Annotated in this window: 7 protein-coding genes and 1 pseudogene; 4 read left to right on the forward strand and 4 right to left on the reverse strand. The window is 64.3% G+C overall.

Annotated elements, in window-relative coordinates; translation table 11 throughout:
- Positions 1-55: 55 nt before the first annotated feature.
- On the forward strand, positions 56-5,980 hold the full coding sequence (locus HWQ56_RS20310; protein ID WP_176571627.1) for an NEL-type E3 ubiquitin ligase domain-containing protein: 5,925 nt from the start codon (positions 56-58) through the stop codon (positions 5,978-5,980).
- Positions 5,981-6,513: 533 nt separating this feature from the next.
- Here the strand turns inward: HWQ56_RS20310 and cysS are convergent.
- Entirely contained in the window at positions 6,514-7,896 is a 1,383-nt protein-coding gene (gene cysS, locus HWQ56_RS20315) for a cysteine--tRNA ligase (RefSeq protein WP_158159223.1), read from the reverse strand.
- Between the two features lie 9 nt (positions 7,897-7,905).
- Positions 7,906-9,612, reverse strand: a complete 1,707-nt coding sequence (locus HWQ56_RS20320; RefSeq protein ID WP_158159222.1) for a glutamine--tRNA ligase/YqeY domain fusion protein — start codon at positions 9,610-9,612, stop codon at positions 7,906-7,908.
- 214 nt (positions 9,613-9,826) lie between these two features.
- On the opposite strand from HWQ56_RS20320, the gene HWQ56_RS20325 reads away from it, so the two are divergent.
- Positions 9,827-10,330 carry a peptidylprolyl isomerase gene (locus tag HWQ56_RS20325; protein ID WP_158159221.1) on the forward strand — a complete coding sequence of 168 codons (504 nt, stop codon included), beginning with the start codon at positions 9,827-9,829 and terminating at the stop codon, positions 10,328-10,330.
- On the forward strand, positions 10,327-11,046 hold the full coding sequence (gene lpxH / locus HWQ56_RS20330) for a UDP-2,3-diacylglucosamine diphosphatase (protein WP_176571628.1): 720 nt from the start codon (positions 10,327-10,329) through the stop codon (positions 11,044-11,046). Before HWQ56_RS20325 ends, lpxH begins: the two co-directional genes overlap by 4 nt.
- Positions 11,047-11,073: 27 nt before the next feature.
- Here the strand turns inward: lpxH and HWQ56_RS20335 are convergent.
- Positions 11,074-11,970 (reverse strand): annotated as a pseudogene (locus HWQ56_RS20335) (DUF808 domain-containing protein).
- A gap of 160 nt (positions 11,971-12,130) precedes the next feature.
- Here HWQ56_RS20335 and HWQ56_RS20340 point away from each other — a divergent pair.
- Positions 12,131-12,736, forward strand: coding sequence for a TetR/AcrR family transcriptional regulator (locus HWQ56_RS20340; RefSeq protein WP_158159218.1), 606 nt, complete (start codon positions 12,131-12,133; stop codon positions 12,734-12,736).
- 55 nt (positions 12,737-12,791) lie between these two features.
- On the opposite strand, the gene HWQ56_RS20345 is transcribed toward HWQ56_RS20340, so the two are convergent.
- Positions 12,792-13,226 carry a GlcG/HbpS family heme-binding protein gene (locus tag HWQ56_RS20345; protein WP_176571629.1) on the reverse strand — a complete coding sequence of 145 codons (435 nt, stop codon included), beginning with the start codon at positions 13,224-13,226 and terminating at the stop codon, positions 12,792-12,794.
- Positions 13,227-13,428: the final 202 nt, after the last annotated feature.

Consider the following 13,428-nt stretch of genomic DNA (forward strand, 5'->3'; position numbering starts at 1 on the left):
CCCGTGGAGGCGCCCCTTAGACTGGCAACCCCTCAATGGACAAAAGGACCTTGTCATGCCAGCCCCCGTCAATGCAGCCACACCCCCCACACCCGCCCCCCATTACGAGATTGCCAAGCATGCCATTCCCGCCTGGCTCCTGGAGGCCGGCCGCGACACCCACGCCACGCTGCGGGCGGCCGGCGCGGCAATGCCCCAGTGGTACATCAAAGGGCGCCAGGCCATGCCCGACGTGGTCGAGCAACTGGCGGCCGCCTACCGCGACTACCGTTTCTGCACAGGCCAGGTCGACGAGATTTTCACCCTGCTGCCTACCCCCGAAGCCTTCGCCAAGCCCAAGCTCGAAGCCGAGCTGCAACGACGATTTGGCCTGGACCTCGATACCGCCGCGACCTACCTGTTCCATGCCCGCCACGCAGTGGTCGACAACAGCTTCGCCTCCGCTTCCAAGGACCCTGTGGTGCAACTGCAGAACGCCCGCAAGGCGGCCACCAGCACCCTGTTGCAGGCGGCCATGCAGAACTTCGAAGCCGCTGACACCGTTGCCGGCGGTTTGGACGACGGGCACATTCGCGCTGGCCTCTATTCGCACTACCCGCTCGACGGCCTGGCCATCCGCGGCACGCGGTTGAGCCTAGAACCCCACGCGTTTGCCGGGCTTTGTCGCGACCTTGACCTGGGCAAGCAGTACCAGGAGCACCTGAACCTGGTGCTGCAATGGCCCCAACTCAGGGAGGACGCACCCGGCACCGGCCGCCAGGAAGTGGCCGCGCGGGTGAAACGCCTCGAGCAGTCCCGGCTGCGGCTGTACGCCCACATCGCCCTGCTCAAAGGCGATATCGACCGCGACGTGCACCGCCAGTTGAGTACCCTGACCGCCGAATCCAGCTACACCCACTTCCACCACTTGAGCCTGTTCGACGCGCCCTTGACCGATGTCATGGTCATCATTCACCCGCGAGGTACCGACGACGGGCCGGAGCCCGTCACCGCCTACTTGCCCGGCGACCCCGTGGCCGCACTCAAGACCTATCCCTCGCGGCTGGCCTTGATGCACGCGCTGCGCGACCGGCTGCTGGAGCCCGCTTACCAGCGTTTCTTTGCGACGCGGGTACCGGCGCGCCAGCGCAACGCGCTGTTCAGCCGCTTGAATGCCACCCTTTACCCGAAAACCTGGAACAGCACGCAAGGCTGGTATGAGGTCAAGCGGGACAACGAGGCGGCGATCCACCTGAGCACCACGGCCTTCGACACCTACTGGCTGGAAGCCCTGCACGACCGCAAGCTGGGCACCTTGCGCGATGACGCGCGCTTCCACCTGGTAGCCACCGCCGAACAGGACCGCAAGAGCCGCGAAGCGCGCCTGCAGTATTTCGAGGACAAACTGTTCGATGCGCTTAATGTCGCGGCGTTCGTGGTGCCCGGCCTTGGCGAAGTGATGCTGGCAGTGACCGCCGCGCAGCTGTGCTACAGCACTTACGAGGGCTTCGACGCCTTGGTCAAGGGCGACCAGGACGCGGCGTTCGGCTACCTCATGGGGGTGGTGGATAACCTGGCCATGATCGCCCTGATGGCGGGCGCCGGGGCCGGCGTGGGCGGCAGCCTGCCTGGCGTGGAACCTCCCGAGGCGGTCAAGGCCATGCGCCCGGTGACCCTGCCCGACGGCAGCCAGCGCCTGTGGAAGCCCGACCTGGCGCCGTTTCACCATGACGTGTTGTTGCCACCCACCTTGCGCCCCAACGCCCTGGGCCTTTATGAGCACGGTGGCAAACTGTGGTTGGCCAAGGACGGCCGCACCTACAACGTCAAGCCGCCTGAAGGCGATGGTCCTTACCGCCTGCGCCACCCCCGTCGACCTGACGCCTACGCGCCGCCCGTTCGCAGCAACGGCAAGGGCGCCTGGTTGGATGAACTTGATCGCCCACAGGAGTGGGAAGGTCATGACCTGTTTCGGCGGCTCGGGCCCATGGCCGATGGCATCGACGACCAGGTCGCGGCGCGCATCCTGCGCGTGAGCGACACCCATGAAGCTGTGCTGCGGCGCACGCTCGCCCAGGGCGAACCGCCGCCCGCCCTGCTCGAAGACACCTTGCAGCGCTTTCGCCTGGACCAGCAACTGGGCACCTTCATCGAGCAACTGGAAAGCGCCACCCCCGTCACTGATAGCGCCCTGCAATGGCAACTGCTCACTGAAGCGCCAGGCTGGCCGCAAGGCCGGTCGCTGGAGTGGGTGAGTGCCCAGGGCGAACCCCTGGGGCGCTTTGGCCCCTCCGCCGAGACCGGCACCCGCATCAGGGTCGAGCAAGGCCCGGGCGATCCACTGCCGTCGGTACTGGCACAACTGAGCGAAGCCGAGATCAAGGCGCTGCTGCAGGAAGATTCCAGTGTCGGCCCACTGAGCAGCGCAGTGCGTAGCCGGGCGCTGCGTGAGCAACTGGCGCGGCGCGCCCGACACAACCGCACGCAGTTGTTCGAACAGCGCTACCAGGCCTGGCAGAGAGGTTCCGAGCCCCTGGCCACGTTGATCCAGGCGGCCTTCGAGGGCCTGCCCCGCAGCGTCGCCGAAGAGCTGGCCACCCATGCCACGGCCCAGGAGCGCGCGCACCTGCAAACCGAGGGCAAAGTCCCCCCGCGGCTGGCGGCCGAGGCCCGTGCCTACCTGGCCAATGTGCGCCTGGTTCGCGCTTATGAAGGGCTCTACCTGGATACCCCGGCCAACCCCGACGCCGAAACCGTCAAACTGCACAGCATCGAAGCCCTGCCCGGCTGGTCCCCGCAGGTACGCATCCAGGTGCGTGAGGGCACTTTCACCGGCCCTTTGGTGGACCAGGCAGGGGGCGACAATGCCTCGATCGACAAAGTGCTGATCAGGAACGGCGACCGCTACGAAACCCGTGACAACGATAACCGCCACCTGCACGGCGAGGACACGGTATACGGCGCCGTACTGCATGCCCTGCCCGACACCCAGCGCGCCGAACTGGGCTTCCCGCATGTCGGGCAGCAGCAACCGCTCAGGCACACCGTGCGCCAGGCGCCGTTGCTGCCCCGGCATAAAGTCCGCGAATGGCTGCACATGGGCGCCGACACGCCGGGTGGCAAGTCACCCATGGGGCTGGCCGATGGCCGCACCGGCATGGCACTGCAGGCGCCTGCGCGGGCCGGGCGGATCATCACCGAAGACTCGCTGCTCGACAAACTGCGCGTCCTGGAACTGGAGTCGGCGCTGGATGCCCGCGCCCCGGTGCTGCTGGAAGAATTGTATGGCGCCGGCCTTAGCCGCGAGACCATCGACGAGCGCCTCAACACCTTGCTGGACGAGCAGGCCCAGCTACGTACCGCCCTGGACGAGTGGGTGCTGGAGTCCGCCTCGATCACCCGCCTGGACGACCTGCGGGTCGGCAGCCGCCAGCGTATCGGCGATGCCCTCTGGCATTGCTGGCGCCGCGGCGCCCTGGGTGAAAGCCCCCGGGTCAGCCATGAACTGCGCCTGGAGTCGGTCTACCTGGCGGATTTCCCCCGCGACCTGCCAGCGTTTCTCCTCGAACGGGTGCAGCGCCTGAACCTGCGCGACCTGCACCTGAATACCGACGCGCGCCCGGCGCTGGCAACTTTGGAGGCCAACCAACTGGAAACCGCCGTGCAGGCCGAGACAGATGCTGTAGGCAGTTTCCTTGCCCGCTTTCCACGCGTGACCGCGTTTTCGCTGCAAGGGCACGAGTCGCTGAGCTTCGCCTGGTTTAGAGACTGGCCGAACATGATCGCACAGCAATACCCTGGCCTGGCCGAACTCAGGCTGGTGGACCTGCGCCTGCCCATACACCCCGGGACGCTGCAAGCGCTTCGAGGGCTGCGGCAACTGCGGCGCCTGGACCTGAGCGGCAACCCTGTCTATGGCTCACTGGACCTGTCCGGCATGACCCTGGATCACCTGGGCATGGACCGTACCACCGACCAATGGAGCGCGGTCAGGCCCAACTGGTTCGCGCCCGAAGTGCTGGACCACACGGCCGAGTTGTCGTTGCGTGGCAACCACCTCACCGAGCTGCCAGCCGAGGTCCTCGCCAACCCTACCGGCGCCACCCGCCGCACGCGCCTGGTCGTGCGCGAGAACAACCTGCCCCGCGACGTCATGATCACCGCGCGGATGAGCGAGCGTCCCGACAGCCGCTACACCTTCGACCCGGATTTGCCAGAAGAGACGCTGCGCAAGCTGCTTGAGGACAACCGCCAACTGGAGAAGGCCCTTGACGATTGGCAGGCCACCTCGTCATCGGCGGCGACGGTCGATACCGCCCGCCAGGCCCAGCGAGCCAGCACAGCCCAGGCCATCTCCAGCTATTGGCGCACCTACAGCATCGAAGGATCTGCGCCGTTCCTGAACTTGGAAGGCGCCGCCCTGGCGGACTTCCCCACCAGCCTGCCAGACACTTTCTACCAGAACGTGCGACACGTGACGGTCAGCAACACCAACGCCACCACCGCGCAGATCAACAGCTTTCTCAGGCGCCTGCCCAACGTGCAGAGTCTGGCGTTCACGGGCCACGCCCGGGCAATGAGCGAACTGCCCGCCGCCTTGTTGGACCTGCCTGCGCTGCGCACCCTGAGCCTGAGCGACCAGGGCCTGGTGATCGACCAGGCAGCCATCGATTTCTTCGCACGGCTGCCGGCCCTGGAAACCTTGATCCTCAACCGCAACACCCTGGGCACCATCAGCAACGCCCGAGGATTGGCCGCCCGGCACATGGCCTGGCTGAGCCTGGACAGCACCGGCATAAGCCAGTGGCCCCAGTGGCTCAACGACCTGATCCCCAACCGCCTGGAACGCGTCGGGCTGGAGGGCAACCAGTTGACCGAATTGCCGGAGCACATCCTGGCCAACCACCGCAGCGACACCGGCCACACCATTCTGGAACTGCGCAATAACCCCTTGACCCACGACACCATGCGCAGGGCCCATGTGTCAGAGTCCTACTACCGCCCTTACGCTTTTGACATGGACCTGCCCGATGACATCCTCAACCTCTCCCAGAGCGATGCGCACAGTTCCGACACCGAGCTTTCCTCAGAGGCCAGCCACTCGTCCCATAGCCCCGGTCTGCATGCCGAAGCCGATGCCCAGGTCGCCTCGGTGGAGCCTTGGCTGGCCGGCGACGTCGAGGCACAGGCCAAGCGGCGCAGCACCTGGGCGTCCATCGCCGACGGTAATGACGCTGGGCAACTGCTGAACCTGATCGACCGCCTGCGCCAGACGGCCGATTTCCGTCGGCTGTCTACCCGCGGGGAGCTGATCGAACGCGTGTGGGCCGTCTTGCAGCAGGCGGCCACCGACGTGGAACTGCGTCTTTTGCTCAACGGCATGGCCGAAGAGCCGCTGCAGCAGATTCTGGCCCACGACACCTGCCCCGACGGCATCCGTCTGGCGTTCAACCAGATGGAGATTCAGGTGTTTACCCGCCAGTCGATGGTTGGCATTCCCGAGGGCCAGCGCGGCCAGACCCTGCACCGTCTGGTGCAGCAGCTGTACCGTTCCCAGGAACTGGACCGCTTCGCCATCGAGCAGGCAGGCGCGCGCGACCAGGCCGAGGTGCGCCTGGCCTATCGCCTGCGGTTGGCCCAGGAATTGGACCTGCCGCTGCCGCCAGGGCGCATGCTGTACGAGGGCACGGCGGACCTGCGCCCCAACGAGCTGGAAGAGGCACGGCGCCACGTGCAACGGGGCGAACAGGGCGAGTCCTTCCTGCGCTACGCTGCGGAGCGCGACTTCTGGCAGGCGTACCTGCGCGACGTCTACACGTCGCGGTTTGCCGAGCTGAAGGCCGATTACGAAGCCAAGGTGCTGAAACTGACCGAAGATTCACCCGTTGAGTCGGTAGACCAGTTGAGCGACAGGATCACTGCCCTGGAAACCCAGTGGCACGAGAACGAGCGTCAATTGCTGATGGACCTGACCGCGCAGGAGGGCCGGCGCTACGCTTGAGGCAGCCTGACCGACCGGAAAACCGAGGAAAAAAAAGGTTCTTCACGGAATCTCGGGAAAGTTGTCGCACCACTGCAGATCCACAGTGAGCAACCAGAGCAGATCAGGTGATGTCCCAGGCATAACTGGCCCGAAACGGATGTGGGACCGGGCTTGCCCGGGAAGCGCCGCGCGGGCGGCGCTCGATCTTAACAGCGACACTACAACATCGCCTGGCACTTGGAGGCCCTGATGCAATCCCCAGCCAGGAGCTCCGATGAACATTTTTTCGGCCTGCCTTGCAATTGCATCAAGGCCACCAGATACATGTCTTGGTCTTTTCTGCGCCCCTGAAATCGAGCGCCGCCCGCGCGGCGCTTCCCGGGCAAGCCCGGTCCCACATCTGTTTCGGGCCAGTTATGCCTGTGAGATCACCTAGGCCGCCTTGTTTGTCCACTAAAGATCTTCGTAAGTACAAGCAACCTTCCCGGCATTCCGTGAAGAACCAAAAAAAAGGGGATGCCAACGGCATCCCCTTTTTCATGCAGCGACGGTCAGTCCGCCAGGCGCCAGGTGGTACCACCCTTGCCATCTTCCAGCACCACGCCCATGGCGGTGATCTGGTCGCGGATGCGGTCCGACTCGGCCCAGTCCTTGTTGGCCCGCGCCGCCAGCCGCGCGGCAATCAGGGCTTCGACTTCGGCCGCGTCAACCTTGCCTTCGGCACCGGCACGCAGGAAGTCATCCGCTTCCAGTTGCAGCACACCCAGCAATCCGCCCAGTTCACGCAAGCGCGCCGCCAGGCCTGCCGCCGCGTCGATATCGCTATCGCGCAGGCGGTTGATCTCGCGCACCAGGTCGAACAGCACGGCGCAGGCTTCCGGGGTGGCGAAGTCGTCGTTCATGGCGTCGGTGAAACGCTGAACGTAATCCTCGCCACCGGCGGCAGCCACCGCCGGCAGGCCCTTGAGCGCATGGTAGAACCGCTCCAGCGCACCCTTGGACTCGCGCAGGCTGTCCTCGGAGTAGTTGATGGAGCTGCGGTAGTGGCTGGACACCAGCAGGTAGCGCACCACCTCCGGATGATACTTGGCCAGCACGTCGCGAATGGTGAAGTAGTTGCCCAGGGACTTGGACATCTTCTCGCCATTGATGCGGATCATGCCGCAGTGCATCCAGGCATTGGCGTACTGCTGGCCGGTGGCGGCCTCGCTCTGGGCGATCTCGTTCTCGTGGTGCGGGAACTCCAGGTCGTTACCACCGCCGTGGATGTCGAAGGTGTCGCCCAGGCAGCAGGTCGACATCACCGAGCATTCGATGTGCCAGCCCGGACGGCCTGGGCCCCACGGTGACTCCCAGCTCGGCTCGCCAGGCTTGACGCCCTTCCACAGCACGAAGTCGAGGGGGTCCTGCTTGGCCTCGTCCACCTCGATGCGCGCCCCGATGCGCAGGTCTTCGATTTTCTTGCGCGACAGCTTGCCGTAACCCTGGAACTTGCCGACGCGGTAGTACACGTCGCCGTTGCCCGGAGCGTAGGCGAAGCCCTTGTCGATCAAGGTCTGGATCATCGCGTGCATGCCGGCGATGTGGTCGGTGGCACGCGGCTCCAGGTCTGGCTTGAGGATGTTCAGGCGCGCCTCATCCTCGTGCATCGCGTCGATCATGCGCGCGGTCAGGGCGTCGAAGCTTTCGCCGTTGTCCCGCGCGCGGTTGATGATCTTGTCGTCGATGTCGGTGATGTTGCGCACGTACGTCAGATCGTAGCCGCTATGGCGCAGCCAGCGGGTCACCAGGTCGAAGGCGATCATGCTGCGGCCATGGCCAATGTGGCAGAAGTCGTACACGGTCATGCCGCACACGTACATCCGCACCTTGTTGCCGTCCAGCGGCTTGAAGACTTCCTTGCTCTTGGTGAGCGTGTTGTAGATCGATAGCACGATGATTCCTTAGCTGCCCCACGAGTCGCGCAGGGTGACGGTACGGTTGAATACCGGACGACCAGGCTGGGTATCTTTCAGGTCGGCGCAGAAGTAGCCTTCGCGCTCGAACTGGAAGCGGTCTTCCGGCTGTGCGTTGCCCAACGAAGGCTCGGCACGACAACCGGTCAGCACTTGCAGCGAATCAGGGTTGATGTTGTCCAGGAAGCTGGCGCCTTCCTCGGCCTTTTCCGGGCTCGGGGAGCGGAACAGGCGGTCGTACAGGCGCACTTCGCATTCGACGCTGGCCGCGGCCGGCACCCAGTGGATCACGCCCTTGACCTTGCGGCCCTCGGGGTTCTTGCCCAGGGTGTCGGGGTCGTAGCTGCACAGCAGCTCGACGATGTTGCCGTCGGCGTCCTTGATGGCTTCGTCGGCGCGGATCACGTAGCTGCCGCGCAGGCGCACTTCACCGGCCGGCTCCAGGCGCTTGTAGCCCTTGGGCGGCTCTTCCATGAAGTCGTCGCGGTCGATGTAGATCTCCCGGGCGAACGGCAGCACGCGCACGCCCATGTCTTCTTTGGGGTGGCGTGGCAGCTCCAGGGTTTCTTCCTGGCCTTCGGGGTAGTTGGTGATGGTGACCTTCAGCGGGCGCAGCACGCACATGGCACGCGGGGCGTTGCGGTCCAGGTCGTCACGGATGCTGAATTCCAGCATGTTCATGTCCACCACGCCGTCGGAACGGTTGGTGCCGATCATTTCGCAGAAATTGCGAATCGACGCGGCGGTGTAGCCACGACGACGGAAGCCCGACAGAGTGGACATGCGCGGGTCGTCCCAGCCCTGCACGTGCTGCTCGTCGACCAGTTGCTTGAGCTTGCGCTTGCTGGTCACGGTGTAGCTCAGGTTCAGGCGGCTGAACTCGTACTGGCGCGGGTGGCTGGGCACCGGCAGGTTGTCCAGGAACCAGTCGTACAGCGGGCGATGGCCTTCGAACTCCAGGGTGCAGATGGAGTGGGTGATGCCTTCGATGGCGTCGGACTGGCCATGGGTGAAGTCGTAGTTGGGGTAGATGCACCACGTGTCACCGGTCTGGTGGTGGTGGGCATGCCGGATGCGGTACAGGATCGGGTCGCGCAGGTTCATGTTCGGCGAGGCCATGTCGATCTTGGCGCGCAGCACGCGCTCGCCATCCTGGAACTCGCCGGCCTTCATGCGCGCGAACAGGTCCAGGTTCTCTTCCACCGAACGCTCGCGGAACGGGCTGTTTTTACCTGGCTCGGTCAGGCTGCCACGGTATTCGCGCGCCTGCTCGGGGGTCAGGTCGCAGACGTAGGCCTTGCCGGCCTTGATCAGGTCCACGGCCCAGTCGTGCAACTGGTCGAAATACTGCGAGGCATAGCGCACTTCGCCGGCCCATTCGAAGCCCAGCCATTTGACATCACGCTCGATGGCGTCGATGTACTCCTGGTCTTCCTTGGCCGGGTTGGTGTCGTCGAAGCGCAGGTGGCACACGCCGCCCAGCTCCTTGGCCAGGCCGAAGTTCACGCAGATCGACTTGGCGTGACCGATGTGCAGGTAGCCGTTGGGCTCCGGCGGGAAGCGGGTGACGATGCTGGCGTGCTTGCCCGAGTCCAGGTCGGCCTGCAGGATCGGCCGCAGGAAATTGGTCGGGACTACCGGCGCGCCTTTGGCGTTTGCGGCATTGGGAGCGTGATCGGCGGTGGGCTTGCTCATAGGATCCTTGAAAACGTACCTGTGGCCATGGGTAGGCCGACTAAATCAAAGCGCTTATCATAGCCGAAGCTGTCAAGTCGCTGACAGGCCAGTCTGCCGGGTTTCGCCGGCCGTCTGCGAAAAAACAGCCTCGAAATGCGTATCGCGACCTGTAAACTGCGCGTCAGGGTTATAAATGACCCGCCAAATTCTCCAGAGAAGAGCGAATCCTGAAATGTCCAAAGTAAAACTGACTACCAACTTCGGCGACATCGTGCTGCAGCTGAACGCTGAGAAGGCTCCGAAAACCGTGGCCAACTTCATCGAATACGTCAACGCTGGCCACTACACCAACACCGTGTTCCACCGCGTCATCAGCAACTTCATGATCCAGGGCGGTGGTTTCGAGCCAGGCATGAAGGAAAAGAAAGACAAGCGCCCGAGCATCCAGAACGAAGCCAACAATGGCCTTTCCAACGCCAAGTACACCGTGGCCATGGCCCGTACCATGGAGCCGCATTCGGCTTCGGCGCAGTTCTTCATCAACGTCGCCGACAACACCTTCCTGAACCACAGCGCACCGACCGTTCAAGGCTGGGGCTACGCCGTGTTCGGTGAAGTGGTCGAAGGCAACGACGTGGTCGACAAGATCAAGGGCGTGGCCACTGGCTCCAAGTCGGGCCACCAGGACGTACCGGTAGACGACGTGGTCATCGAGAAAGCCGAGATCGTTGAGTGATTCTGCTGATCTCCGATCTGCACTTGCAGGAAGAACGCCCGGACATTACCCGGGCGTTCCTGGAGTTTCTCGCCGGGCGCGCGCGCTCGGCGAGCGCTCTTTACATCCTGGGGGACTTTTTCGAAGCCTGGATCGGCGACGATGGCATGAGCCCCTACCAGCTTTCGATCGGCGAGGCCCTGCGCGCCCTCAGCGACAGCGGCACGAAGATCTTTGTGATGCACGGCAACCGCGACTTCCTGATCGGCAGGCGGTTTTGCAAACTGGCGGGCGCGACGCTGCTGCGCGACCCCAGCGTGGTGGACTTCTACGGCGAGCCGGTGCTGTTGATGCACGGCGATAGCCTGTGCACCCGCGACGAAGGCTACATGCGCATGCGCCGCATCCTGCGCAACCCGCTGACGTTGTTCGTGCTGCGCCACCTGCCCTTGCGCACCCGCCACAAGCTGGCACGCAAGCTGCGCAGCGAAAGCCGCGCACAGACACGCATGAAAGCCAATGACATTGTCGACGTCACGCCCGAAGAAGTGCCGCGGGTGATGGCCGAACACCAGGTCGCCACTCTGATTCACGGCCATACCCACCGCCCGGCCATCCATAAGCTGCAGGTGGGCGACGCGCCGGCGCGGCGCATCGTGCTGGGCGACTGGGACAAGGAAGGCTGGGCGCTGCAAGTGGATGAACAGGGCATGGCCCTGGCGGCATTCTCCTTCTAGGCTCTGTTGCGGCTACCGGTGACGAACTCAGCCGCGCACGCCGCGCCAGAGCTTGCCGGCCACCGACACCACCGCCAGTACCACGGCACCCGCCGCGACACCCAGCACACCATTGATCAAGGCCATGGTCACGCTGCCGCCGATGTCCTGCACCCAGTGGTGCAATGGCGCGATGCCGTGCACGAGGATGCCGCCCCCCACCAGGAACATCGCCGCCGTGCCGACCACCGACAGGGTTTTCATCATGTACGGTGCCGCGCGCAGGATGCCGCCGCCCACGGTGCGTGTCAGGCGGCCTTGGCGGCGGGTCATCCACAGGCCCAGGTCATCGAGCTTGACGATACCGCCCACCAGGCCTTAGACACCCACGGTCATCACCAGGGCAATGAGGCTCATCACCACCACCTGCTGCATCAGTGGTGCGTCGGCGACGATGCCCAGCGTGATGGCGATGATTTCCGCCGAGAGGATAAAGTCAGTGCGCACCGCGCCCTTGATCTTGTCCTTCTCGTAAGCCACCAGGTCGACCGCCGGGTTGGCGGCCGCCGCGCTCAGGGCCGCGTGTTCGGCATCGCCTTCCTCGTGACGGTGAAGAAAGGAGTGCGCCAGTTTCTCGAAACCCTCAAAGCACAGGTACGCGCCGCCCACCATCAGCAATGGTGTCACCGCCCACGGCGCAAAAGCGCTGATGGCCAAGGCCGCGGGCACCAGGATCACCTTGTTGCGCAGCGAGCCCTTGGCCACCGCCCACACCACCGGCAGTTCCCGATCGGCGCGCACGCCGGTGACCTGCTGGGCGTTCAGCGCCAGGTCGTCACCCAGCACCCCGGTGGTCTGTTTGGCGGCGACCTTGGTCATCACCGAGACGTCGTCGAGCACCGCGGCGATGTCGTCCAGCAACACCAGCAGACTGCTTCCTGCCATAAGAATGGTTCCCATCGTTCATGTTCGATGGGTGCGAGCATACCGTGTCGCCGCGTGGCTGCCCACCGAGAGCTCACGGGCTGGCCGCCCGCATTGAGCGGCGCGCAAGCACGGTGCTACCATGCCCCACCGCCCCAGCAGGCAAGGAACCACCGGGTTTATGAGCACCATTCGCGAGCGCAACAAAGAACTGATCCTGCGCGCGGCCAGCGAAGAGTTCGCCGACAAGGGCTTCGCCGCCACCAAGACCAGCGATATCGCGGCCAAGGCCGGGCTGCCCAAGCCCAATGTGTACTACTACTTCAAGTCCAAGGAAAACCTCTACCGCGAGGTGCTGGAGAGCATCATCGAGCCGATCCTGGCGGCCTCCACGCCGTTCAACCCTGACGGCGACCCCAGTGAAGTGCTCAGCGGTTACATCCGTTCCAAGATCCGCATCTCCCGGGATGTACCCGCGGCGTCGAAGGTCTTCGCCAGCGAAATCATGCATGGCGCCCCGCACCTGAGCCCCGACCAGGTGCAGCAGCTCAACGCCCAGGCCAAGCACAACATCGAGTGCATCCAGACCTGGATCGACCGCGGCCAGATCGCCCATGTCGATGCCCACCACCTGATGTTCAGCATCTGGGCTGCGACCCAGACCTACGCCGACTTCGACTGGCAGATCGCCGGGGTCACCGGCAAGGCGCGGCTGGACGAAAGCGACTACGAAGCGGCGGCACAGACGATCATTCGCATGGTGCTCAAAGGGTGCGCGCCAGACTGAAAACCGTACCGCCTGCTTCCCGAGCTTCGCCCGACCTCACCCGGACGAAGCTCGCTCAAACGCCCGGGTCCGCCACCCACCCCGACGCTTCGATGGCACTCACCGCACACCGCTCATCCACATCCGACGCATCGCCGCTGATGCCCACCGCTCCCACCACCACGCCCTGCTGATCCCGGATCAGCACGCCACCCGGCGCCGGCACTACCCCACCCTGCCCCAACCCGTTCAACGCGGCGAAAAACGCCGGGCGCTGCTGCGCGTCCGTGGCCAGCAATCGCGACCCCTTGCCTAGGGCAATCGCGCCCCAGGCCTTGCCGATGGCCACGTGGGGTCGCAGCAGGCTGGCGCCGTCCTGGCGTTGCAGGCTGATCAGATGACCACCACTGTCCAGCACCGCCACGGTGAGCGGCGCAGCATTGAGTTCATGGCCCGTGGCCAGGGCGTGTTCGGCAAGGCGGTTGGCGACGGTCAAGGTAAGGGTAGACATCGGCAGATCCTCTTCAGTGAAAAATCGACTCGACAAATAGAACACAAATAAAAATATAATTGTATACAATATAGAAGATTTCGCCCGTAAACGCCATTCTTCGGCAAACGCGAAAAGGGTTTGACCTGACGCCACTGCCGTGAATACACTCGAAAGAAAAGCCACTTGTATACAATTACAAAACACAAAGAGGCACAAAACC

It is taken from the genome of Pseudomonas eucalypticola, assembly GCF_013374995.1.
Taxonomy (GTDB): domain Bacteria; phylum Pseudomonadota; class Gammaproteobacteria; order Pseudomonadales; family Pseudomonadaceae; genus Aquipseudomonas; species Aquipseudomonas eucalypticola.